21 protein-coding genes are annotated in these 22794 nt (G+C 73.4%); 5 read left to right on the forward strand and 16 right to left on the reverse strand.

The features are described from left to right. Positions 1 to 30 precede the first annotated feature (30 nt). Positions 31 to 489, forward strand: a complete 459-nt coding sequence (locus AC0693_RS10635; RefSeq protein ID WP_356413151.1) for a MarR family winged helix-turn-helix transcriptional regulator — start codon at positions 31 to 33, stop codon at positions 487 to 489. A gap of 49 nt (positions 490 to 538) precedes the next feature. On the opposite strand, the gene AC0693_RS10640 is transcribed toward AC0693_RS10635, so the two are convergent. Beyond that, positions 539 to 937, reverse strand: coding sequence for a hypothetical protein (locus tag AC0693_RS10640; protein WP_478801510.1), 399 nt, complete (start codon positions 935 to 937; stop codon positions 539 to 541). A gap of 145 nt (positions 938 to 1082) precedes the next feature. On the opposite strand from AC0693_RS10640, the gene AC0693_RS10645 reads away from it, so the two are divergent. Continuing rightward, the gene (locus AC0693_RS10645) at positions 1083 to 2312 is read left to right on the forward strand and encodes a chymotrypsin family serine protease (protein WP_478801511.1); all 1230 of its coding nucleotides are present in this window, start codon (positions 1083 to 1085) and stop codon (positions 2310 to 2312) included. A gap of 37 nt (positions 2313 to 2349) precedes the next feature. On the opposite strand, the gene AC0693_RS10650 is transcribed toward AC0693_RS10645, so the two are convergent. Then, a complete protein-coding gene (locus AC0693_RS10650) occupies positions 2350 to 3471 on the reverse strand; it encodes a glycosyl hydrolase family 18 protein (protein ID WP_469333137.1) in 1122 nt (373 codons plus the stop codon). 179 nt (positions 3472 to 3650) lie between these two features. Here AC0693_RS10650 and AC0693_RS10655 point away from each other — a divergent pair, with 179 nt between their 5' ends. Continuing rightward, a complete protein-coding gene (locus AC0693_RS10655) occupies positions 3651 to 4313 on the forward strand; it encodes an NADPH-dependent F420 reductase (RefSeq protein ID WP_469333138.1) in 663 nt (220 codons plus the stop codon). An 8-nt stretch (positions 4314 to 4321) separates the two neighbouring features. Here the strand turns inward: AC0693_RS10655 and AC0693_RS10660 are convergent, their stop codons facing one another. The 10 genes from AC0693_RS10660 to cynR form a co-directional block, all read right to left on the reverse strand. After that, positions 4322 to 4951 (reverse strand): isochorismatase family protein, encoded by a 630-nt coding sequence (locus tag AC0693_RS10660; protein WP_478801512.1) that lies wholly within the window; start codon positions 4949 to 4951, stop codon positions 4322 to 4324. Between the two features lie 96 nt (positions 4952 to 5047). Further along, positions 5048 to 6028 carry a GlxA family transcriptional regulator gene (locus AC0693_RS10665; RefSeq protein ID WP_468468262.1) on the reverse strand — a complete coding sequence of 327 codons (981 nt, stop codon included), beginning with the start codon at positions 6026 to 6028 and terminating at the stop codon, positions 5048 to 5050. Between the two features lie 105 nt (positions 6029 to 6133). Then, positions 6134 to 6811, reverse strand: coding sequence for an HAD family hydrolase (locus AC0693_RS10670; protein WP_478801513.1), 678 nt, complete (start codon positions 6809 to 6811; stop codon positions 6134 to 6136). Then, positions 6808 to 7761, reverse strand: coding sequence for a pseudouridine-5'-phosphate glycosidase (locus AC0693_RS10675; protein WP_478801514.1), 954 nt, complete (start codon positions 7759 to 7761; stop codon positions 6808 to 6810). Before AC0693_RS10675 ends, AC0693_RS10670 begins: the two co-directional genes overlap by 4 nt. Further along, positions 7758 to 7991: a tautomerase family protein gene (locus AC0693_RS10680; RefSeq protein ID WP_469315778.1), complete on the reverse strand. Its 234-nt coding sequence runs from the start codon at positions 7989 to 7991 to the stop codon at positions 7758 to 7760. Before AC0693_RS10680 ends, AC0693_RS10675 begins: the two co-directional genes overlap by 4 nt. A gap of 29 nt (positions 7992 to 8020) precedes the next feature. Continuing rightward, entirely contained in the window at positions 8021 to 11941 is a 3921-nt protein-coding gene (locus AC0693_RS10685) for an amino acid adenylation domain-containing protein (RefSeq protein ID WP_478801515.1), read from the reverse strand. Next, on the reverse strand, positions 11938 to 12903 hold the full coding sequence (locus AC0693_RS10690; protein WP_478801516.1) for an EamA family transporter: 966 nt from the start codon (positions 12901 to 12903) through the stop codon (positions 11938 to 11940). The genes AC0693_RS10685 and AC0693_RS10690 overlap by 4 nt, the downstream gene beginning before the upstream one ends. Continuing rightward, positions 12900 to 13568 (reverse strand): uracil phosphoribosyltransferase, encoded by a 669-nt coding sequence (gene upp / locus AC0693_RS10695; protein ID WP_356413173.1) that lies wholly within the window; start codon positions 13566 to 13568, stop codon positions 12900 to 12902. Before upp ends, AC0693_RS10690 begins: the two co-directional genes overlap by 4 nt. Positions 13569 to 13827: 259 nt before the next feature. After that, positions 13828 to 14673, reverse strand: a complete 846-nt coding sequence (locus tag AC0693_RS10700) for a methyltransferase domain-containing protein (protein WP_478801517.1) — start codon at positions 14671 to 14673, stop codon at positions 13828 to 13830. Positions 14674 to 14798: 125 nt separating this feature from the next. Further along, positions 14799 to 15746: a transcriptional regulator CynR gene (cynR, locus tag AC0693_RS10705; protein WP_478801518.1), complete on the reverse strand. Its 948-nt coding sequence runs from the start codon at positions 15744 to 15746 to the stop codon at positions 14799 to 14801. Positions 15747 to 15883: 137 nt separating this feature from the next. Here cynR and AC0693_RS10710 point away from each other — a divergent pair, with 137 nt between their 5' ends. Together AC0693_RS10710 and cynS are read left to right on the forward strand one after the other, a co-directional pair. Then, the gene (locus AC0693_RS10710; protein ID WP_469315783.1) at positions 15884 to 16459 is read left to right on the forward strand and encodes a carbonic anhydrase; all 576 of its coding nucleotides are present in this window, start codon (positions 15884 to 15886) and stop codon (positions 16457 to 16459) included. 74 nt (positions 16460 to 16533) lie between these two features. Beyond that, positions 16534 to 17004, forward strand: a complete 471-nt coding sequence (cynS, locus tag AC0693_RS10715; protein WP_469315784.1) for a cyanase — start codon at positions 16534 to 16536, stop codon at positions 17002 to 17004. A gap of 37 nt (positions 17005 to 17041) precedes the next feature. Here the strand turns inward: cynS and AC0693_RS10720 are convergent, their stop codons facing one another. The 4 genes from AC0693_RS10720 to AC0693_RS10735 all read right to left on the reverse strand — a co-directional run bounded on the left by AC0693_RS10720 (position 17042) and on the right by AC0693_RS10735 (position 22389). Then, entirely contained in the window at positions 17042 to 17959 is a 918-nt protein-coding gene (locus AC0693_RS10720) for a glycoside hydrolase family 19 protein (protein WP_469315785.1), read from the reverse strand. Positions 17960 to 18080: 121 nt separating this feature from the next. Continuing rightward, positions 18081 to 19892 (reverse strand): glycoside hydrolase family 15 protein, encoded by a 1812-nt coding sequence (locus AC0693_RS10725; RefSeq protein ID WP_469315786.1) that lies wholly within the window; start codon positions 19890 to 19892, stop codon positions 18081 to 18083. A 29-nt stretch (positions 19893 to 19921) separates the two neighbouring features. Next, positions 19922 to 20485 (reverse strand): GNAT family N-acetyltransferase, encoded by a 564-nt coding sequence (locus AC0693_RS10730; RefSeq protein ID WP_478801519.1) that lies wholly within the window; start codon positions 20483 to 20485, stop codon positions 19922 to 19924. Between the two features lie 44 nt (positions 20486 to 20529). After that, positions 20530 to 22389 carry a galactose oxidase-like domain-containing protein gene (locus AC0693_RS10735; protein ID WP_478801520.1) on the reverse strand — a complete coding sequence of 620 codons (1860 nt, stop codon included), beginning with the start codon at positions 22387 to 22389 and terminating at the stop codon, positions 20530 to 20532. Positions 22390 to 22794: the final 405 nt, after the last annotated feature.

Below are 22794 nucleotides of genomic sequence, written 5' to 3' on the forward strand. Positions count from 1 at the left end.
AATTGGAACAACCAGGCGTAAGCTGGTGGCATGGCTGAAACGAGATGGCTGGATGACGAAGAAATGCGCGCGTGGGAGGGTTTCCTCGCCGCGTCCGCACTGGTGAACCGGCGCCTGGACCAGCAGCTGAAGGACGACTCCGGCCTCTCGCACGCGCAGTACGAGATCCTCGTCCGCCTCGCCGGCGCAGAGGACGGCGAGCTGCGGATGACCGAACTCGCCCACGGCCTGATCAACTCCAAGAGCGGGCTGACCTACCAGGTCAACCAGATGGAGAAGGCCGGGCTGGTCCGCCGCCGCAGCTGCCCCTCCGACGTGCGCGGGATCTACGCCGTCCTCACCGACGCGGGCCGCGCCCGCCTCGAAGCGGCGGCCCCCGGCCACGTCGCCGCGGTCCGCGAGGCCCTGATCGACGTCCTCACCCCGGAGCAGCGCACCGCCCTCGCCACGGGCCTCGGCGAAGTGGCCCGCCGCCTCCGCGAGGCCTGACGGCAATGGGGGCGACGGGGGCGTCCTCTTCCGGCCGCCCGGGCGGGGGTCAGGTCGTCTCGGGCGACTGCGGGACCAGCCCGCGCAGTTCGGCGAGGTCCAGGGCCATGACGGCGATGTCCGCGGTCCCGCCCGCGTGGACGCACGACAGGATCCGGGACCCGGGGTTGATGCTCATGCCCTCCCGTACGGACGGACTGCGCACCCCCGTGGACCGGACCCCGTCCAGCGCCACCGGCTCACCGCGCGCCGGCACCCAGCGCACCTCGCCCGGACCGCCGCACACCCGGCCCATCCGCCAGCGCCCCTGACCGGCGGGCAGCCGGGCCATGCCGGGGATGCCGAGCGGGGCGGCGTCGGGCCCGGCCGCGGCGCGCCGCCGGTGCCGGCGCCGGACGAGCCAGCCGGCGCCGCCGGCCGCGATTACCACGCATACGAACTCGATCACACGGCCCATTGAAACACATGCGTACGAGTCGGAAATCCCTTCCGGAACAAAGCGGTATTCCCCCTTATCGGCCCGCGTTCATCCCGCTAACGTCTCCCGCGTCCACATAAAGGGCCCGTACGCACGGGTCCGGCGAGGGGGATGAATGAACATCGGAATCCGGCGCTCCATCGCACTCACGGGGGCGCTGGCCGTCCTTCCGCTCATGACGGTGTCCGCACGCGCGGAAACGCCCGGTCCGCTGTCCGCCGACGCGGTGGCGGCCATGTCACCGGAGCGGCAGGCGGAGGTGCTGGGGCCGCTGAGGCTGGCGGCCGACGCCGTGGCACAGGTGGGCCGAGGGGCGCGCGCGGATGTGTACACCCAGGTCGAACTCGCACCCACCTATCGGTCGGTCAATGTTTATCTGACCGATGTCGCGCAAGGCCGCAATTTCCTTTCCGCGGTCCGAGCGGTGAATCCGAAGGCCGACACCCGCCTCCTTCGCATCGTCCAGGGAAAGAAATCCGGAGTGCAGCTGAAGAAGGAGATCGCGGAGATCACCGACGCGGCCGCCCTCCCCTTCAAGGTCGCCCTCGCGGGCAGCACGCCGGACGGCGCAGCCATCGAGCTCGCCGTCGACGACCCGGCGGCGGCCGCGAAGTACTTCGCGTCGCCCGCCGTCGCGCAGCGGCGCTCCGCGGCCGCGGCCACCCCCGTCCACCTCACCCAGGCACCCCCCTCCCGGCCCCTGACCCGGGAGAACGACAGCTCGCCCTTCTACGCCGGAGCGGCGCTCGGACCCAACATCGGCGGCAAGGCCCACTGCACGAGCGGCATCCCGGCGGTCAGCACCTGGGACGGGCGCCAGTGGCTGGTCACGGCGGGCCACTGCCACAACGTGAACGACTACGTCTACACGATGGGCGGCAACTACATCGGCCAGGTCAAGTACAAACTCCCCGCGGTCGACTCCGCGTTCATCGAGGCCCCCACCTACCGCTACACCTGGGACGGCCTCGACGCCACCGGCTACACCCGCTACCTGGGCGGCGTGCGCAACGTCGCCGTCGGCGACTTCACCTGCCAGCTCGGCTACAACACCAAGGTCTTCTGCAACATCAGGACGGTCTACGCGGGCAATGCCGCCTGGAACGTCAACGGTACGACCGTGAACGGCAGTTACGGCGTGCCCCACTACGGGGGCATCGTCGGCCGCGGCGGCGACAGCGGCGGCCCCGTCATCTCCATCAACGACCAGAACTCCCGCCAGCTGAACGGCATCGTCAGCTACGGGTACGGCTGCAACGCCTCCCAGGAGTGCAGCACCGGCCTGGCCTGGGTCGACGTGTGGTCCGTCTTCAACGCGTTCGCCATCAAGCTGAACCCTTCCTGACCCCTTCCAGACCCCCGAGCGGCGTCGGCGGAGCCGTTCAGCGCCCCAGCACGTCCCAGAGCCGTGGGTCCTCGAAACCGAGGGCCCACAGCCCGCTGCCCCGCACCCCGTGGCGGGCCAGCACGGCCAGGTGCGCCGCCGAACCCTTCGCGTCCTGGTACCAGACCTCGTGCTCCTCGCCCTCGTCGTCGGTGTAGTCGAAGTGGGGGGTGCCGGAGACCGGGTCGTACGTGTAGGGCGCGCCCACCGTCCGGCGCAGGGCCTCGGCCTCCCGGCTGGTCACGTGGCCCGCGCGGGCCCCCGAGCCCACGGTCCAGTTCCAGCCGTACGCGGGCAGCGCCACCTCCAGCTTCTCGCGCGGGACGACCCCGACGGCGTACCCGACGAACCGGTCGTACCACTCCAGCGAGGACAGCGGGCCCGGTTCGGCCAGCGCATTGTGCAGGTTGTAGCCCATGATCCGCAGCGTGTCCGCGACCTTTCCCAGGTGCGCGTAGTCGAAGGCGAGCCCCTCGCCGTCCACCCGCGGCACGACCGTCACGACGCAGGTCTTGCCCCGCGCGTGCAGCCGGGCGCAGAGCTCCTCGGTGAGCCGGTCGTACCCCTCGCGGACGCGCTCGACCAGCGCCGGGTCGGTGGTCTCCGCCATCCGCTCGTAATCGAGGTCGAGACCGTCGTAGGAGCGGCTCGTCACCACGTCCATCAGCGCGTCCACGTGCGTGGCGCGCTCGCGGGGATCCCCGAGCAACGCCGCCATGGCGGCCGGTCCCGGGGTCTCGACCACGGTCGGCACGACCTTGATCCCCTCGGCGTGCAGGCCGTCGATGATCCGCCGGTCACCCGCGCCCGCCTCGCCCGCGATGGTGCCGGCCGCCGAGGCCGTGTACCAGAAGGGGCTGACAGTGTGCAGTTGGCCGGCGTGGGCCAGGGCCGAGGCGTAACCGGCCTCGGTGTCCCAGTACGGCAGCCACGCGGACGTCGTACGGGCGCCCGCGCGCCCCGCATCGGCGGACGCACCGCCGGAGCCCGCCCCCGCACCCGCCGGGGCGGCGGGCGCGCTCGCCGTGGTGAGCAGCACGGCGGCCAGCGCGGCGGCGCACCGCAGGGCCAGGGAGAGGGACACGGACGGGGGCCGGGCCGGGAAGCGTGCGGTCGTCATGGGGCGAACCTCGCCCGCCGCTTCCCCCGGGAGGGCCCCGGACGCGCCGTAAGGGGCCGAGCGCACGCGGATCGGCCACCCGTTCGGAGGAAGGGCCGCCCGGGGGGGAATGCGCGGCGGCGGCCGGGGGTTCGGATCATCATCGGCAACCCGGCCACCCGCACGCACTGGAGAAGTCCATGAAGATCGGCATCATCGGCGCAGGCAACATCGGCGGCAACCTGACGCGTCGTCTCACCGCCCTCGGCCACGAGGTGTCCGTGGCCAACTCGCGCGGCCCGCAGACCCTGACCGCGCTGGCCGAGGAGACCGGGGCCACCCCCGTCACCGTCGCCGAGGCGGCGCGCGGCGCGGAGGTCGTCGTCGTCACGATCCCCCTGAAGAACGTGCCGGACCTGCCGTCCGGCCTCTTCGACGGCGCGGCCGACGGCTTCGTCGTGATCGACACCGGCAACTACTACCCGCAGCAGCGCGACGGCCGGATCGACGCCATCGAGGACGGGGGCCTGACCGAGAGCCGCTGGACCGAGCGTCACCTCGGCCACCCGGTGGTCAAGGCCTTCAACGGCACCTACGCCGAAGACCTGCTGGCCCGGCCGCTGCCGGCGGGCGACCCCGGCCGCATCGCCCTGCCGGTCGCGGGTGACGACGAGGCGGCCAAGAAGACCGTCCGCGCCCTCATCGACGAACTCGGTTTCGACTCCGTCGACGCGGGCGGCCTCGACGACTCCTGGCGCCAGCAGCCCGAAACCCCCGTGTACGGGCTGCGCGCGGGCGTCGAGGCCGTGACCAAGGCCCTCGCCGAGGCCTCCCCGGTCCGCAAGGACAGCTTCAAAGGCTGAGGACGCACCTACCGAGCCTGGAGGTCGGCGACCGTCCCGGCCACCACTCCGAAGAGGTCGCCGATGGTGGCCAGGCTCGCGCTCTGGAGCACCGCGGCGGGCACGACGGTCCCGTCGGGCGCGCTCAGCGTACGGGTGGCGGTCGCCTCGGCGACCACGGCGGGCCGGTAGCCCAGGTTGAAGGCGCCCTGCGCGGTGAAGGTGACGCACATGTGCGTCATGAACCCGGCGAGCACCAGGTCCGGGCCCGCGCCCCGCTCCCGCAGGATCTGCTCCAGGTCCGTGGCGTGGAAGGCGTTCGGAACCGTCTTGACCACCACCGGTTCGCCGTCCCGGGGCGCGACCTCGGGGCTGATCGAACCGATCTCGGCGCGGATGTCGTACGGGCCGCCCTCGCCGCCGTCGTTGACGACGTGCACCACGTCGGACCCCGCGGCGCGGGCGGCCGCGAGCAGCCGCGCGCCCGCCGCCAGGGCGGCCTCGGCGCCCGCCAGTTCCATCACACCGGTGCGGTAGGTCTGCTGGAAGTCGATCAGGAGGACGGTCGTCCCGGCGCCGAGCCGGGGGAGCGCGGGGTCGAGGCCGACCAGTTCGCGCAGTGTGGCGGAGGTGGTCGCGCCGGTGGCGGTGACGGACATGGGAGAAGACCTCTCGTTCGACGGTGGTTCGGGTGGTTCGTTCATGGAAAACGGGCACGGCGAAGCCGCGGACGCGGCGTCGGGGGAGCGGGAGGGTCAGAGCGCGCTGCGGAAGCGGCGCCGGTAGGCGGCCGGTGTCGTGGCGATCTGCTTGCGGAAGGCGCGGTGCAGGGTCTCGACCGACCCGAGGCCGGCGGCCGCCGCGACCCGTTCGAGCGGCTCGTCGGTGGTCTCCAGGAGCCGCCGGGCGGCTTCCACCCGGGCGGCCTCCACGTAACCGGCGGCTCCGACGCCCGTCTCTCGGCGGAAGGTGCGGGCGAAGTGCCGCTCGCTGACGCACATGCGCTCCGCCAGCGCCGCCGCGGAGAGGTCGCCGTCGAGGTGGTCGGCGATGTACGCGCACAGCTCGTCGATGTCCCGGCGCGCGGCGGCCGGGCGGCTCAGCGGGACGCTGAACTGACTCTGGCCGCCCTGTCGTTTGAGGTACATGACCAGCTGGCGGGCCACGGCCAGGGCCAGTTCCTCGCCGAGGTCCTCGGTGACCAGGGCGAGCGCCAGATCCATGCAGGCGCTGATCCCGGCCCCGGTCCACACCCGCCCGGAGCGGACGAAGACGGGGTCGGGGTCGACCCGCACCCGGGGGTGGTCGGCCGCCAGCCGCGCGGCGGTGGACCAGTGCGTGGTCGCCCGCAGCCCGTCCAGGAGACCGGCCGCGGCCAGCAGGTGCGCGCCCACGCAGACGGAGGCCACCCGCCGGGCGTGCGGGGCGGTGGCCCTGATCCACTCGACCACCTCGTCGTCGATGCGCGGAACGGGCCCGGCCGGGCCCGGCTCCACCGCCCCGGGCACCAGCAGGGTGTCCACCGCCGCGCCGACCTCCGCGAAGGTCAGGTCGACGGCGAGGCGGACCCCGGCCGAGGTGGTCACCAGAGCGGATCCGGGTCCCGCGAGGCGCACCTCGTAGGCCGCGGTGGCCGACTCGCGGTTGGCCAGCGCGAAGACCTCGGCGGGCCCGGTGACATCGAGCAGGTCGACGTCCGGGAAGACCGCGATGACGACACGGTGGGGAGTGGGCATGCGTCCATCCTCACCGCCCGCCCCGAGGGCCGCAATGACGGTTCTCTGTCACATCCGGACACCGGACCACCGGACGTGCGCGGGCAGCGGCGCGGTGCCCGGCCGTTACGCCGGGACGGGCGCCAGGTGGGCGACGACGTCCAGGAAGGTGTCGGCCACCCAGGTCGGCCCGGCCACCGCCAGTTCGGCCGGTGAGTGCACTCCGTAGGTGACGGCCACCGACCGCATCCCGGCCGCCTTCGCCATCAGCAGGTCGTGGGTGGTGTCCCCGACCATCACCGCGTGCTCGGCGACGATCCCCAGCCGGTCCAGGATCACCTGTCCGGACTCGGGATCGGGCTTGGGCCGGGTGACCTCGTCCGCGCCGATCACTTCGGCGAAGTACTCCCGCAGCCCTGCCGCCGTGAGCAGCGCGTCCGCGGGGCGGTGGTACTTGCTCGTGGCGACGGCGAGCGCCACCCCGTCCTCCCGCAGCCGGGCGAGACCCTCAGCGACCCCGGGAAAGACCAGGTCAGGAGCCTGTGGCAGGACTATGGTGTCGAAGAACCGCCGGTAGAGCCGGACGGCCTCGGCAACCAGGGTCTCGTCCGCCTCCCGTCCCTGCTGTGCTTCCAGGAGGAGTGCGAAGGCCCGCTCCAGGGGGAGCCCGATCGTGGCCCGGACGGCGAGGTCCGCGGGGCGGGTGACGCCCAGGGCGTCGAAGGCCGCCCCGAAGGTCGCCACGATGGCGCGCGGGGAGTCGACGAGCGTTCCGTCCAGGTCGAACACGGCGAGTCTGATCATGAGGGTGAACCTATCGGGGTCTTCCGCAGCAGTGCGGTGTGGGCGGCGGCCAGGCGGCCAGCCGTTTCGGCGCAGGTCGCGAGCACGGCCATGTTGGCCCGGGCCGCCCGCCCGTCGGTGGCCGCGTCCACGGCCCGCATCAGGTACTTCGTGAGCCCCTGGCCCGAGACGCCGTCCCGGTCGGCCGCGGTCACCGCCCGCGCGATGGCCGCCTCCACTTCCGCGGAGTCGATGGCGTCCTCCTCGGCGACCGGGGTGGTGATCAGGAACGAGGTCGGGCCGCCCAGCGCCCGGTGGGTCTCGACGGCGCGGGCCAGGGTGTCCGGGTCGTCGATGCGGTGGGGGGCGCGGTGGCCGCTCGTACGGCAGTAGAAGGCCGGGAAGTCGTCCGAGCCGTACGCCACCACCGGCACGCAGTGGGTCTCCAGGTACTCCAGGGTCAGGCCGAGGTCCAGGATCATCTTGGCGCCCGCGGAGACGACCGCGACCCGGGACCGGGTGAACTGGATCAGGTCAGAGGAGACGTCGAAGGTCTGCTGGGCGCCGCGGTGGACCCCGCCGATGCCCGCGGAGGAGAACCAGCGGATCCCCGCGAGCTCGGCCGCCACCAGTGAAGAGGCGACCGTGGTGGCGCCCGGGCCGCCCCGGGCGAGCACCACCGGCAGGTCCCTGCTGGAGACCTTCGGGATGCCCGGCCGGGACGCGAACCGCTCGATGTCCGCGTCGCTCATGCCGACGCGGACGGCGCCGTCCTCCACGCAGACCGTCGCGGGCACCGCCCCGCCCGCGCGGACGGCGTCCTCGACCTTGCGGGCCGTGGCCGCGTTGTCGGGGTAGGGCAGGCCGTGCGTGATGACGTTGCTCTCCAGGGCCACCACCGGCCGGCCCTCGTGGAGGGCCTCGCGGACCTCCTCCGTGTACACGAGGGGGACCCCCGTGGCGGCGCTCACGCGCCGTCCCAGTAGCCCGGCGCCTTCAGCAGCAGCTCCCGGCGGGCGGCGATGTCGGTGAGCACCAGGCCGTCCCAGTCCTCGGCGGCCACCGGTTCGAGCGCGATGGAGACGGCCTCCTCGCCGACGTCGAAGGTCTCCATGACGGCCGCCGTGAGCGCCTCGTCGAAGGCGGCGAGCCGCTCGGGCGGGAGGTCCTTGGGGAAGTGGCGGATGTGGACGTGGGGCACGGGGCCCCTCCTTTCGGGCGGCGTTCGGTTCAGGCGTGGGACGGGATGCGGGTGCGGACGGCCGCCGCGAGTGCCTCGATGCCCTCGCGGCGCAGCACCTGGTAGTGGTCGGCGGGCAGGTCGATGACGACCGGCGGGGCGGCGGAGTACCCCGAGCGCCCCTCGATGAAGGAGTAGTCGTCCCCGGCGGCCCGGATGACGGTCACCGGAGCGCGCAGGCACCGCTCGGCCATCTCGTGGAAGCTGTAGTCGAATTCGTACGTCTCCTCCACGATCCGGGTGATCCGCCGGACCGTGCCGGGGTCCAGCTCGGGGAAGCGCCCGGCCACGAACTCCACGAACGCGTCCTCGTCCACGGCGGCCGCGAGGCACGCGTCGAGGTCCGGTCCGTGCGCGATGGCGCCGGCGAAGACCGAGTAGAGGATCGTCACGTAACCGGGGTTGGCGTAGGAGGACTCGCGGCCGTACGGCCGTCCGCGCGAGTCCCGCAGCTTCGGATTGCCCGGGCAGATCAGCAGCAGGTCGGACACCCGCTGGCCGGACTGTTCGAGCTGCCAGGCGCTCTCGAAGGCCACCCGGGCCCCGAAGGAGTAGCCCCACAGCGTGTAGGGGCCGTCGGGCTGGATCCGCCGGATCTCCGCCACGTCCGCGGCGGCCATCTCCCCGATGGTCCGGTACGGGGCCTCGCCCGCGTTGATGCCGGCCGCCTGGACCCCGTAGAACGGGCCCTGCGTACGCGCCTCGCGGGCCAGCAGCCGCAGGTTCATCGGGTAGCCGCCGAGCCCGGGCCAGCAGAACACCGGGGAGCCGGGCCCCTGCGCGTACCGCTCGCCCGCCGGACCGCTGTCGTGCAACAGCACCAGCCGGGACGCCGGTTCGGGATCGGCGTCCGCGATCCGGTCGGCCAGATCGGCCAGCCGGGGATGGCCGAAGAGCGTCTGCATGGGCAGCGAGATCCCGAACTCCCGGTTGATCCACCGGGTGAGCGTCATCGCGATCAGCGAATTGCCGCCCGAGGCGAAGAAGCTGTCCGTCATCGAGACGCCGGACACGTCCGCGTACTTGAGCGCCTTGCCCCAGGCCCCGGCGAGCAGGCGTTCGGTCCGGGTCCGCGGCGGCACGGGATCGCCGGTACCGCGGGCGGGGGCGGTCAGTTCCTCGCGGGCGGCCAGCGCCGCGTAGTCGATCTTCCCGTTGGCGGTGAGCGGCAGCGCGTCCAGGACCAGCACCCGGTTGGGGATCATGTAATCGGGCAGCAGCCGGGCCAGGTCGTCCCGGATCATCTCCGTCGGGCCGCGCATGTGGACGGAGTCCTCGCGCATCCCGGTGGAGGTGATCTGCTCCTCGCTGACCTTGCCGCCGAGGAAGAAGTACGAGGGCCCCGACGGGATGCCCGCTTCCGCGAGGACGGCGTCGATGCGCTGGGCGGTGGGCAGCGGATGGCCCGAACGGGAGGAGTAGCCGGAGGACATCAGGCCCAGCCGCAGGGCGTTGCGCTGGAGCCGGTGCAGGGTCCGGCCCAGACCCACGTAGGCGAGCCGCTCGTCCGCGGCCCGGCTGACGGCGCTGACGCCGAAGCTCGCGGCCTCGTACACGCCCTGGTTGATCGCGATGACGTGCCGCTTCTCCACCATGTCGGCGGCGACGGGCGTGAACTCCCCGCCGTCGAGCCGGTAGAGGCCGCCCGGGAGGTCGAGCACCCGGCCCGGGTGGGCCTGGACGAAGAGGTCCACGGGCTCCGGCGGCGCGGCATGGTCGGCGGGGACCAGCTCGAAGGTCCCGACGAAGTGGTCCTCCTGCGCCACCGCGAGGGCGGACCGCACCGCCGCGCCGCCGTGCGCGGCGGGCCGCACGGTCAGTCCGTACGCCGGGAGCACCTCCTCGAAGACGCCCAGCATGTGACCGGTCTCGAACTCCAGCACTTCCTCGATGTTGGTGCTGTAGACCGGCTCGATCGCCGCGCGGCGCCCCAGGAAGTGCACCCGCAGCGCGCCGGGGCCGGGGGCGTCGGCGCCGGACGGGGCGTCTCCGATGCGGACGAGGGTGTGGTCGACGGGGTGGAAGTAGTGGATCCCCGCCGCCAGCCCGGCGACGCCGCCCGCGCTCTCCAGGTACATCTGCACGGCGTACAGCGCGCCGGGGGAGGCGTAGGCGTACTTCGGCAGCAGCCGCTCGCCGCTGCCGAAGGGGCCGAACCAGCGCAGCAGCTCGCCGAGTTCGGCGCGCGTGAGGTCGGCGGCTGAGCGCGCGGGCCGCGGCACGACGGCGGCGGCGGGACTCTCCAGCAGCTCGCGCAGATCGGCCCGGGTGACCTTGCCGCCCTCGTAGAAGCGGTAGGTCTTGCGGGCGAAGGCCGCGCGCCGCTGGTCGCCCGTGGCCTCCCGGCCGGGCAGGGGGATCACGGGCAGGCCCGCGAGGTCCGCGGCGGGGCGCAGGCCCGGATTGGAGAGCTGGGCCTTGACCTGGAGCTTGCTGGCCTTGGACTGGTGGTGCGAGCCGTGTGCTCCCTGGTCCATCAACGAGGCTTCGCGCGGGTTGAGTTCGACGAGCGCGGAGAGCTGCTGGAAACCGGTGCGCGGATCGTCGGTGACCACCGCGGCGGCCCGCCGCACCCAGGTGTGCTCCTCGATGGCGGAGGTGATCTCCTCCAGCTCGACGCGGTAGCCGCGCAGCTTGACCTGCGTGTCCGCGCGGCCGCGGAAGCGGATCGTGCCGTCCTCGTTCCACGAGGCGAGGTCGCCGGTGCGGTACAGCCGCTCGCGCGGGAGGAAGGGGGCGGTGAGGAAGCGCTCGCGGGTCTGCTCGGGCAGGTTCAGGTAGCCGCGCGCCAGCTGCACCCCGCCGATGTACAGCTCGCCCTTCTCCCCGGCGCCGGCCACCGGGCGCAGGTCCGCATCCAGGATGAAGCACCGGGTGTGCGCCACCGGCACGCCGACGGAGACGATCGCCGAGGCCTCCTCCCCGTCGAGGGCCGCGAGGTCGACGGTATGGGCGGTGGCGTTGATCGTGCACTCGGTGGGCCCGTACAGGTTCACCAGGCGGGTGCCGGGCAGCTGCGCCGCGAAGGCGCGGGCCAGCTTGACGGTCAGCGCCTCGCCCCCGGAGAACACGCGCCGCAAGGAGGTGCAGGAGCCGAGGCGTTCGGTGTCCAGCAGCGCCTGGAGCAGGGTGGGCACGCACTGGAGGGTGGTCACCCCGTGCGCCGTGATCGTGTCGACGAGGTCCTCGGGGTCGCGGTAGCAGCCGGGCGCCCCCATGACCACCTGCCCGCCCGCGGCGGGCGCGAGGATCTCCCACTGCGCGGCGTCGAAGCTCATAGGGGTCTTCTGGAGCACGCTGGTGCCGGGACCGAGGTGGCCCTCGGCCAGGAGCCAGCGCAGCTGCGAGACGATGCTGTGCTGTTCGATGAGCACGCCCTTCGGGCGGCCCGTGGAACCCGAGGTGTAGATGACGTAGGCGAGGTCACCCGGCCGCCCCGTCGCGGCCCGGGGGCCGTCCAGGTCCGTGCCGTCCGGGGCCCCGGGCAGTTCGCCGCCCAGGGCCACCACGGTCGTGCCGTCCGGTGCCAGCTCGCGGACCCGGGGCACCAGGTGGCGCTGCGTCACGATGATCCCCATCGCGGAGTCCTCGATCATGTAGCGCAGCCGGTCCTCCGGATAGTCCGGCGACAGCGGCAGGTACGCCCCGCCGGAGGCGAGGATGCCCCACGCCCCCGTCATCAGGTCGAGGGAGGGCTCCGCGTACAGCCCCACCGGCGTGTCCGCCCCCGCCCCCAGCCGCCGCAGGTGGCGTCCCAACAGGGCTGCCGCGGAGCCCAGTTCACGGTAGGTGAGCCGGTCCTTGCCGCAGCTCACGGCCACCTCGCCGGGCCGGGTCCGTACCTGCGCGGCGAGCAGGTCCACCAGCACGGTGGCGGGGCCGGCCGGCGCGTCGATCGGGTCCGCGTTCATCTGACCACTCCGGACGGTCGGGACGCGGCGGGCGCCGTACGTCCGGTGGACACGGGGGGACGCTCGCTGGGCGACGGCGGCGCGGGCCGCTCGGGCCCCCGGCGCCCGCCGCGCGGCTGGGCGACCACGACCGCCGCGACGACCGCGAGGGCGCCGGACAGCTGGAGCGGCGACAGGGTCTGGTCCAGCACCAGATAACCGAGCGCGGTGGCGGCGAGCGGGGAGACGAAACCGAGGAAGGACACGGCGAGGGCGGGCAGCCGCTCCACCCCGCGGAACCAGACGGCGTAGGCCAGCAGCGCCCCGACGAAGCCGAGGTAGGCGAACCCGGCGACGTTGCGCCCGGTGACGGCGTCCGGCAGGCCCTCGCCGAGCAGTGCGATGGGCGCGAGGACCAGTCCGCCGACGGTCAGCTGCCAGCCGGTGAAGGTCAGCAGGCCGACCCCCTCGGGGCGCCCCCAGCGCTTGGTGAGGACGATGCCGCAGGCCATGCTCACCGCGGCCAGCAGGCCGGCCGTCACTCCGGTCGCGTTGAGCCCGGCGTTCGGCTGGAGCACGAGAAGCCCGATGCCGGCCGCGCCCAGGACGCAGGCCACCACGTGCACGGCCCGTATCCGGTCCCCCAGGAGCAGGGCCGAGAGGATCAGGACGAACATCGGCTGGACCGAACCGATCAGCGCGGCGACGCCGCCGGGGAGGTGGTAGGCGGCGAGGAAGAGGAACGTGAAGAACGCGCCGATGTTCAGCACGCCCAGGACCAGTGCCCGCGCCCACCAGATCCCGCGCGGCAGCGTGCGTCCGATCAGGAGCAGGATCAGCCCGGCGGGCAGCGCCCGGACGGTGGCCGCGAGCAACGGCCGGTCCGGCGGCAGGAATTCGGTCGTCACCAGATACGTCGATCCCCACACGGCGGGGGCGAGGGCGGTGACGGCGGAATCGGCGGCGACCCGGTGGCCGCTCACCGCGCGGCCACGGCCGAGTCGGTGGTGCCGAAGAAGCGGTCACCGAAGTCCCCGATGCCCGGGATCATGAAGGCGTTGGGATTCAGGCACTCCTCGATAGACGAGGTGATGATGGTGACGGCCGGGTGCTCGCGGTGGACGGCGGCGATCCCCTCCGGCGCGGCGAGGAAGTCGACGAGCACGATGTTCTCCTCGCGCACCCCGGCGTCGGTCAGCACCCCGATCGCGGCGTTCGCGCTGCCGCCGGTGGCGAGCATCGGCTCCAGCAGCAGGACGTGCCGCTCGGCGATGTCGTCGGGCAGGTTCCAGTACTGCAGGTGCGGCAGTTTGGTGGTCTTGTCCCGCTGGATGAGGATCTTGCCGATGCGGATGCCGGGGATGAACTCCCGCAGCGCCTCGGCCATCGCGTCCCCGGCGCGGATCACCGGGACGGCGCACAGCTTCCCGGTGAACTTGAGCCCGTGGTAGGTCTCGCCGACGGGGGTGACGACCTCGTGCTTGTCGAACGGCAGCAGGTCGAGCGCCGATTCGAGCAGTAATCGGATCACGCGGCGCGAGTACAGGACGAAGTCGGCGCGGCTGGCGCCACGGTCCCGGATGACCGTGTGCAGGGCGCGCAGCTGGTTGGTCTGGGGCAGCTCGTGGACTTTCGGGGTCGTCGACATGGGTCCTGCTCTTCGTCGGTGGGGGCGCGGTCGGAAACAGAGCAAACACTCTGTGACTTGGTGTGCGCAAGGGTCCGGCTTCCGCACGCCTGACCGAATCCCGCCTTGCGCGACCCCTTGGCGGGTCGCGCGCCCCCGCGCCCCGGCCGCGCGACCTGCCCCTGCTTCCCCGCGCCACTCGCCCGAGGGCCGCGCCCCCGCTCCCCGCCTTGGCCGAATCCGGCTGGGCGGGGAGCGGATACGGGCCAGGCGAGCCGGCCTAGCGCGCCGTCAGCACGTAGGCGTCGAGGGTGGCGTTGCCCCGCGGGAGGGCGAGGGCGCCGAGGGTGTCCAGGGTCGGCCGCAGGGCGCGGGCGACCGCCGAGCCGGGTTCCAGGGCCGCGTACATCTCCCGGCAGATGGCGATCTCCCAGTCGGCGTCCTGGAGCCCGGTGCTCTCCATGCCCTCCTCCGCCACGGGCTCCCAGCCCGCCGGGCCGAGCAGCGCGCGCAGGGCCTCGCGGGACATCGGGGTGCGCACATTGGCACCCTCGCCGTGCCCGTAAGCGGCCGCCTGACCCTGGGCCAGTACGGCGAGCAGGTGCGGGACGCGGTCGGCGGCGCGCGGCGTGAGGTCCCATTCGGCGAAGCGGAGCGTACGGGCCCACGGGCGCACCCGGGCCAGGGTGCGGCCGAGCCGCGCGGCCGAGTCGAAGTACCAGGAGCAGTGGGCGAGGACCACGTGGTCGAAGGCGCCGTCCGGGATGCCCGCCGCCGCCTCCTCGTCCAGTACGTCGAAGCCGAAGCGGAAGTCGATCCGGGGGCCCAGCGGGCCGGCGGTCAGCCGGGCGGCGGACTCGCCGACCGTTACCGGCGCGCCGTACGAGGGATCGGCGACGTCGACGGCCAGCACGTGACCGTCCGGCCCCACGGCGTCTGCGAGCACGGCGGTCATGTCGCCCTGCCCGCACCCGATCTCCAGCACCCGGTCGCCGGGCGCGATGTCCCAGCGGCGTACCAGCTCGGCCCGGTAGCGGGTCTGGACCTCCTGGGCCTCGCGGTCCAGCTCGGAGGCGGCCATGGCGGTGGTGAGTGCGGCGATGCGGTCGGGTGGGACGTGGGGCATGTGGTCCTCGGATTCTGTGTGGGGGACGGTGGTTCGAGCGGGCCATTGGTGGTGGACCGCTCCGAACGACATCACGTCCGCGGCCCCGCGTCACCGGGTTTTCCTGCGGGCAGCCCGGGCGGCTCCTACGGCGCAGGCTTCTCCGCCGGCCCCGGCTCCTCCTGCGGTCCGGGCGGCCCGGGCGGCCCGGGCGGTGTCCAGCGCATGGCGAGCGCCGCGAAGGCGCGGGCCGCCGCGCTCTCGTACGCGCTCTCCCGGCGCAGGAGGACGACGCCGCGGGCGGGCAGCGCGGGGGTGAGGCCGACGGGGTGCAGCCCGGGGCGGTCGAGGGCCAGGGCATCGGGCAGCACCGTGGCCAGGGCGGTGCGCCGGACGATCTCCGTGAGGGCGCCGACGGAGTTCGCCTCCATCACCACGCGGGGCGCGATGCGCTGTGCGGCGAAATAGCCGTCGACGTGGGTCCGGGTGGCGAACCCGCCGCTCAGCAGGGCCAGATCGCACTCCGCCAGCTCCGCGGCCGTCAGCGGAGCGGTCCGCCCGGCGAGCGGGTGGGCGGCGCCCACGGCGAGGCCGAGGCTCTCGGTGAAGAGGGCGGTGGCGGCGATGCCCGCGAGGTGCGGGCCCGCGAAGGCGATCGCGAGGTTCAGGGAGTCCGCCAGCAGCGCCGACTCCAGCTGCGCCTGCGTCATCTCCTGGACGTCCAGGGTGATTCCGGGATGGCGCAGGTGCAGTTCGGCCACCAGCGGCCCGAGCAGGTACGCGGTGAAGGTCGGGGTCATCGCGAGCCGCAGCGAGCCCCGGGACAGGTCGGCGACGTCGAGGACGGCCCGCTCGGCCGCGGCCAGGTCCCGCAGCGCGCGGCGGGCGTAGTGCAGGTAGGTGCTCCCGGCGTCGGTGGCCCGCACGCTCCGCCCGCTGCGGTCCAGGAGCTGGATCCCCACCGCTCGCTCCAGCTGGCGGATCTGCTGCGAAAGGGTCGGCTGGGAGACGCGCAGCTCTTCGGCGGCGCGGGTGAAACTGCCGTGTTCGGCGACGGCGAGCAGGTAGCGCAGGTGGCGCAGTTCGGGGGCCATGACTCCAGCATAGACCCGCCTATAGATGACACCTATAAGAGTCATGATCAGTACGACTTGGACTCTATAGCGGCAGCTCATGCATGGTGGAACACGTCAGCCCGTCCCTACCGACGCACCCCGAAGAAGGAGTGGCCATGCACGATCTCGCCGCAGGTGTCGCGCACTTCCAGCAGGACGTCTTTCCGGCAAAGGCGGACCTCTTCGCCCGCCTGGCGACCACCCACGAGCCGCAGACGCTGTTCATCGGGTGCTCCGACGCCCGGGTGGTCCCCGAGCTGCTCACGCAGCGGGAGCCGGGGGAGCTGTTCGTCATCCGCACCGCCGGGAACCTGGTGCCCGCCTACGCCCCCGGTTCCGACGGGGTGGCGGCCAGCATCGAATACGCCGTCGCGGTCCTCGGCGTCCGCGACATCGTGGTCTGCGGGCACTCCGCCTGCGGCGCGATGACCGCGCTCGCCGAGCACCAGGACCTGGCCGCCCTGCCTGCGGTGGCCCGCTGGCTGCGGCACGCCGACGCTTCCGTGGCCCGCGCCGGATCGGGCCCGGACCGGGTCGGCGCCCTGGTCCGCGACAACGTAGCCGCGCAGCTCGCCAACCTGGCCACCCACCCCTCGGTGGCCCGGGCGCTGGCCGCCGGCAGCGTCACCCTGCACGGCTGGGTCTACGACATCCCCACGGGAGCCGTCGAGGACTTCACGGTCGCGGCCTGACCGCCCGCCCTTCCCTCCGCTGTTTCCCCTTCACCCGCACGACGTCTTCACCCTCACGACGAAGGAAGAGCCCCATGCTGCACGCCCAGTTCGACCCCTCCGCCCGGCAGGCCCTCGCGATCGCGGCCGTCGAGGCCAAGACCCGCAAGGACCTGTCCTGGCAGGAGATCGCCGACGTGACCGGTCTGTCGGTCGCCTTCGTCACCGCCGCCCTGCTCGGCCAGCACCCCCTTCCGGCCGACGCGGCCGTCGCCATCGGCGGCCTGCTCGGCCTGGACGACGACGCCGTACGCCTCCTGCAGACGGTGCCGACCCGCGGCTCGATCCCGGGCGGCATCCCGACCGACCCGACGATCTACCGGTTCCACGAGATGCTCCAGGTCTACGGAACCACCTTGAAGGCCCTGGTCCACGAGCAGTTCGGCGACGGCATCATCAGCGCGATCAACTTCCGGCTCGACGTGAAGAAGGTCGCCGACCCGGAGGGCGGGGAGCGCGCCGTCATCACGCTCGACGGCAAGTACCTGCCGACGAAGCCCTTCTGAGCGCGGCCGGGCCGGGGTGCCCCGGCACCTCGGCGGGTCAGCAGGTCAGCCGGTCGCCCGGGGTGACCCCCAGCAGCTGGGTGAAGGCGCGGTAGCTGTCCACCCGGCTCTGCACCTGGGCCGGGTTGCCGCCGTTGCACTCCAGCGAGCCGTTGATGGAGCGGATGGTCTCGCCGAAGCCCGCTCCGTTGACCATGGCCGCGTGGGCGGTCATGGTTCCCGGGCCGTTCTGCGTGTTCCAGTACCAGAGGGCCGTCTTCATGGCCACGGCCGGGTCCTGCTCGACGAGGTACGGGTTCGCGAGCAGGTTGATGCCCAGGGCGTCGCCGGCCGCCTTGTAGTTGAAGTTCCAGCTGAGCTGGATGGGGCCGCGGCCGTAGTAGGCGGCCTGCCCGGCCGGACAGCCGTAGGGCTGGGAAGCATCGCAGTAGTGCGGGTAGTTGGCCGTGTTCTGCTCGACGATGTAGACCAGCCCGCCGGTCTCGTGGGACACGTTGGCCAGGAAGGCGGCGGCTTCGCGGCGCTTGGTGGTGTCGTCGCCGGTGTGGGCGAAGGCGGGGTAGGCGGACAGGGCCGCGACCAGCCCGTTGTAGGTGTAGAACGGGTTCCGGTTCGGGAACATCTGGCGGAACTGGGCCTCGGACACGACGAATCCGGACGGTGTTCCGGGGTCCGGGTCGGGGTCCTGGCCGCCTCCGCAGACCCCCTGGTCCGCCCAGACGCCCCACTGGCCGGTGGTGCCGGGCGTCTCTCCCTGCGTCCACCACTTGGCCTGCCAGTTGTGGCCGCCGTACGAGGTGGTCATCCCGTTCGTGTACACGGCGGCGGAGGCCCAGGGCCCCGCGCAGGCGGTGGCCGCGGCGGCGGGGGTGGCGGGCAGGGCGAGGGCGAGGGCGGCGGTCACGGCCGCGGCGGATGCCAGGGCGAGGGCGCGGCGGCGTAGCGCACGTATCACGGAACTGCTCCTTGGGTGGGGGGAGTTGCCGTGGGGGCAACTACGGCCACTCAAGCGAAGCTGGTCTGGACCTGTCAAGGTCTAGACCAGCTTCGTCCTGTGTGCGGGCGCGGGATTCCGCTTAGCGGTCGGCCGGGCCGTCGGCCACCGGCCAGGCGCCGCCGAGGGCGAGGGCCGTCCCGACCAGGCCGATGTGGCTGAAGGCCTGCGGGAAGTTGCCCAGCTGGCGCCCCGCGACGGGGTCGTACTCTTCCGCCAGCAGCCCCACGTCGTTGCGCAACTCCAGCAGCCGCTCGAAGAGTTCGCGCGCCTCCTTCTCCCGCCCCGTCATCAGCAGGGCGTCCGCCAGCCAGAACGAGCAGGCCAGGAAGGTGCCTTCGGCGCCGGGCAGGCCGTCCACGGAGGGGCCCTCCGTCGAGTACCGGCGGACGAGCCCCCCGTGGCCCAGTTCCTCGCGGACCGCGTCGACCGTACCGACGACCCGGGGGTCGTCCGGCGGCAGGAAGCCGACCCGGGGGATCAGCAGGGTCGCCGCGTCGAGTTCCGTGGAGCCGTACGACTGGGTGAAGGTGTTCCGCACCGGGTCGAAGCCCTTCTCGCACACATCGCGGTGGACCTCGTCGCGCATCGCGCGGAAGGCCTCGACGTCGCCCTCCAGATCCGGGTGGGCCTCCAGCGTGCGCACCGCCCGGTCGGCGGCCACCCACGCCATCACCTTGGAGTGCACGAAGTGCCGCCGGGGGCCGCGCACCTCCCACAGGCCCTCGTCGGGCCGGCGCCAGTTCTCCGCCACGAACCGCAGCAGGGCCAGGTTGATCTGCCAGGCGTGCGCCTCGGAGACCAGCCCCGAGGTCCGGGCCAGGTAGAGGGAGTCGATGACCTCCCCGTACACGTCGAGCTGGAGCTGGTCGACGGCCGCGTTGCCGACCCGGACCGGCGCGGAGGACTCGTACCCCGCCAGCCACGGCAGGTCGGTTTCCGGGATCCGGCGCTCGCCCGCGATGCCGTACATGATCTGGAGGTCGGCCGGATCGCCCGCGACCGCGCGCAGCAGCCACTTGCGCCAGGCGCGCGCCTCTTCCAGGAAGCCGGTCTGCAGGAGCGAGCCGAGGGTCAGGGTCGAGTCGCGCAGCCAGCAGTAGCGGTAGTCCCAGTTCCGTACGCCGCCGATCTCCTCCGGGAGCGAGGTGGTGGGCGCGGCGACGATGCCGCCGGTAGGAGCGTAGGTCAGCGCCTTCAGCGTGATCAGCGAGCGCATGACGGCCTCGCGGTAGGGGCCCTCGTAGCGGCACTGGGCCGACCACTCCCGCCAGTCCTCCAGGCTGTGCTCCAGCGCCTCGTAGGGGTCGACGAGGTCCGGGCGCGGTTCGTGCGAGGGGTGCCATGTGAGGACGAAGGCCACCCGCTCGCCCGCCTCGACGGTGAACTCCGAGCGGGTGCTGTTGTCCTCGCCCCAGGTCTCCACGGGCGGGTCGCTGCGCAGCCAGGTCGAGTCGGGCCCGGCGACGGCCACCCGGTGGCCGTCACTGCGCCGCACCCAGGGGACGACGGCGCCGTAGTCGAAGCGCAGACGCAGCGACGCCGCCATGGGCACCGCACCCGAGACGCCCTCGACGATGCGGACGACATCGGGGGCGACGTCGCGCTGCGGCATGAAGTCGGTGACCTTGACGGTGCCCTCGTCGGTCTCCCAGACCGATTCCAGCACGAGGGAGTCGCCGACGTAGCCGCGCCGCGTGCACCCGGCGCCGGCCTCCGCCACGGCCGGAGCGATCCGCCAGTGGCCGTTCTCCTCGTCCCCGAGGAGCGCCGCGAAGCAGGCGCCCGAGTCGAAGCGGGGCAGGCACAGCCAGTCGATGGATCCGTCCCGGCCCACCAGGGCGGTGGTCATCAGATCGCCGATCAGCGCGTAGTCCTCGATGCGTTGGTTCACGCGAGTCGTGTTCCCCGGTGATCCACCCACTAAGCGGCCCGACCGGGGGTGAGATCCACCCGCGCGCTCACGCCGTCCGGCCCGTGGACGAGGTCGGCGCCGAGGCCGGCGATCATGCGGTGGACGCGGGTGTTGTCCCGGCTGGTGCTGATGAGCAGCGTCCTGAAGCCGTCCGCCCGGGCGCGGTCGAGCAGGTGCCGGAGCACGGCGCCGCCCACCCCCGCGCTCCGGTGCCGTCGCGCGATCCACACCCCCGCCTCGACGGCTTCCGCCGGTTCGGCGGTCCCCGACGGGCCGGCCGTCTCCGCCGAGCCGGCCACGGCCGGGGCAGGGGCGGGTGCGACCGGGCACAACCGGGCGGCCCCCACCACGTCCGTCCCGACCAGGATGGCGAAGGTGGCCTCCACGGGCTCGGCGGACAGGGACCGCGTGCGGTGGAAGCGGAGGAACGCCGCCCGGGCCTCGGCGGTCCATCCGGTGGAGCCGGGCATCGCAGGCATCACCTCCAGCGGATCGGCGTCCGCCACCGCGGTGTCCAGCAGGGCGTCGAGCAGGTCGGGGTCGAGTTGTCGCAGGGCCACGTCGGAGCGCATGCCCGCATTCTGCCAAGACGCGGACGGCGGGCGGCTTCCGCGGGTCAGGGGGTGCCGAGCTGGATCCACTGGGCGCGGCTGGGGACGCCGCGGGCGTTGAGGAGGAAGAGCATGTAGTGGCCGGGAGGGGCGTCGGCGGCGGTGGCGGGCGTGCGCAGGATGACGCCGTCGCCCCGGACGGCGGTGATGCGGAGTTCGAGGTGGCGCTGGCTGGTGTTCACGGCGTGCGTGACGGTCGTCGGGGCGAGCAGCACGGCGCGCCGGACCTCGCCGGGGGTCGAGGTCCCGGCGCGGAACTCCGTGTCGTGGCCGAGGGACCGGGCCGGTACGCGGTCGAGCGAGGGGCGCGGTCCGCGGTGCAGGTAGGCGGGCTCGTACAGTTCGATGCTGCCGTCCATGCCGTCGTGGATGTCCGGGTCGTTGGCGATCTGCTGGAGTTCGTCGCCGGTGACCATGATCCGCCCGTCGGGCAGTACGAGGGCGTTGGAGTGGTAGCCGCGGGGGAGCCGCTGGGCGGGCCCCAGCCGCCAGTGTCCGTCCGCGCCGCGGATCTCGGTCTGCCGGTACTTGAGGTCGGCCCGCGGGTTGAAGGGGCCGTTGCCGTAGTTGCGGGTGTCCAGGGCGCCGTTGACCGTGAGCAGGGTGGCGTCCGGCAGGATCAGCGTGTCGTCCTGGGTCCGCCCGAAGGCCCGCGGCTCCTCGGCGGTCCACGTCCCGCCGGAGAGCCGGTAGGTGTTCGGGTCGTGCGGGTCCCCGCCGAGGACGAGGACCGAGTCCGGTCCGCGGAATCCGGCGGGGAGCGGCACGGCCGAGCCGTATCCGCGGAAGTCGGCGGGCCGCCGGGCCAGCCCGGTGCGGGTCTCCTTCACCGGGTCGAAGAGCCACTGCTGGTCCGCGTCGCGCCCGAGCCCGTAGATCATGCCGTCCCGCAGCGAGAAGAGGTGCGGGTAGTCGTTGCGGAAGGGCGCGTCCGCCCCGAACCGCTCCACGGGGAGGTTGACCGGGAGGTCGTACCGGCGCCACGGCACGGGGCGCGAGCGCGCGGGGAAGCGCTCCACGACCGGGGTGGGCGTGCCCGTACCGCGTTCGGACTGGCCCGACATGATGAGCTGGCGCCCGTCCGCGCCGGTCACCACCGAGGGGTACCAGCGGCCCACGGACATGTCGCGGTTGCGGAACCAGGTCTCGGTCCACGGGTCGAAGACGAACGACAGCTTGGCGCCGGTCCCGCCCTTCCCGCCCACGTTGCCGCCGAACACGGCGACCATGCCGTTGGGCAGGAAGGCGTGGCCGGCGCAGAAGAACGGGGCCGGCCGGGGCACGTACGTCCCGTCGGGCATCAGGACGGTCGGCGGCTCGACCTTCTTGAAGGCGCGGGGGCCGGTGCCCCTGGCCGGGTCCCAGAGGTAGGCGCGGCCCGCGTTGGTGCGGCCGATCCGGTCGGTGGGGCCGGTCTCCTTGGTGGGGTCGGTGTTGACGCGCTCGAAGGAGAAGAGCAGCACCTTGCCCGTCGGCAGCTGGGCCACGTGGACGCCGAAGTCGGGGGAGGGGAAGTACTCCGTGAACCGGCCGGACGCGGCGGCGTCGAAGGCCGCATTCGCCGCCCGCTGCGAGGCCGCCAGGGAATCGAGGCTCGCGCTGCGCGCGGCCTGCGGGTACTCGGCGGCGCCCGCGCTCCCGGCGGCGGACCGCCGCCGGGCGTGCTCCCGGGCGTGCGCCTCGCCCAGCAGGGCGACCTCGCCGGGGTCGGGGACGGGGGGAGCGGCGGAGGCGGCCGCGGCGGGGGCGGCGGCCAGGGTCCCGCCGCCGGGCGCGAGGGCGCCGACGGCGCCGAGGACCAGGCAGGCGGCCAGCACGGCGGAGCGGACGGAGGAGCGGACGGCGGGCCGGTGCGCGCGGGGCATGGGGCTCCTGGACACGAGAGGGGACGCCACCGGGTGATCTCCCGCACCCTCGGGCCGAATCGCGGCCCATAGTAGGAGAAAAGGGACGGCGCCCCCGGTGTGCCGCGCGCGGTGCCGCCCTGTCGCACGCAGACCCCGCGGCGACGGGGCAGCCGGGCGGCCGGAGCCCCGGGGTCGGATGCCCCGGCCCGTTCCCCGGGCCGGTGCCTCGGGCGGAGCCTCTGGCTGGAGTCCTGGGCGGACATCGGGCTGGTGCCCCGGGCCCGCTCCCCGGGCGGTAGCCCCGGGCGGGAACCCCGGGTCCGGAGACTCGGGTTCGCCCTCGGGCCCGCTCCCCGGGCCGGATGCCCAGGCGGGAGCCTTGGGCCGGTGCGCCGGGCGGGAGCCCCGGGTCCGTCCTCGGGC

The sequence above is a fragment of the Streptomyces sp. NPDC043876 genome (assembly GCF_056435825.1).

Bases quoted from the DNA above. Each gene is read 5' to 3' on its own strand.
- AC0693_RS10650 (WP_469333137.1), bottom strand. From the start codon at position 3,471: ATGACGACCGCACGCTTCCCGGCCCGGCCCCCGTCCGTGTCCCTCTCC.
- upp (WP_356413173.1), bottom strand. From the start codon at position 13,568: ATGTCGACGACCCCGAAAGTCCACGAGCTGCCCCAGACCAACCAGCTG.
- cynR (WP_478801518.1), bottom strand. From the start codon at position 15,746: ATGGCCCCCGAACTGCGCCACCTGCGCTACCTGCTCGCCGTCGCCGAA.
- AC0693_RS10660 (WP_478801512.1), bottom strand. From the start codon at position 4,951: ATGTCCGTCACCGCCACCGGCGCGACCACCTCCGCCACACTGCGCGAA.
- AC0693_RS10655 (WP_469333138.1), top strand. From the start codon at position 3,651: ATGAAGATCGGCATCATCGGCGCAGGCAACATCGGCGGCAACCTGACG.
- AC0693_RS10685 (WP_478801515.1), bottom strand. From the start codon at position 11,941: ATGAACGCGGACCCGATCGACGCGCCGGCCGGCCCCGCCACCGTGCTG.
- AC0693_RS10700 (WP_478801517.1), bottom strand. From the start codon at position 14,673: ATGCCCCACGTCCCACCCGACCGCATCGCCGCACTCACCACCGCCATG.
- cynS (WP_469315784.1), top strand. From the start codon at position 16,534: ATGCTGCACGCCCAGTTCGACCCCTCCGCCCGGCAGGCCCTCGCGATC.
- AC0693_RS10635 (WP_356413151.1), top strand. From the start codon at position 31: ATGGCTGAAACGAGATGGCTGGATGACGAAGAAATGCGCGCGTGGGAG.
- AC0693_RS10645 (WP_478801511.1), top strand. From the start codon at position 1,083: ATGAACATCGGAATCCGGCGCTCCATCGCACTCACGGGGGCGCTGGCC.
- AC0693_RS10665 (WP_468468262.1), bottom strand. From the start codon at position 6,028: ATGCCCACTCCCCACCGTGTCGTCATCGCGGTCTTCCCGGACGTCGAC.
- AC0693_RS10710 (WP_469315783.1), top strand. From the start codon at position 15,884: ATGCACGATCTCGCCGCAGGTGTCGCGCACTTCCAGCAGGACGTCTTT.
- AC0693_RS10670 (WP_478801513.1), bottom strand. From the start codon at position 6,811: ATGATCAGACTCGCCGTGTTCGACCTGGACGGAACGCTCGTCGACTCC.
- AC0693_RS10735 (WP_478801520.1), bottom strand. From the start codon at position 22,389: ATGCCCCGCGCGCACCGGCCCGCCGTCCGCTCCTCCGTCCGCTCCGCC.
- AC0693_RS10730 (WP_478801519.1), bottom strand. From the start codon at position 20,485: ATGCGCTCCGACGTGGCCCTGCGACAACTCGACCCCGACCTGCTCGAC.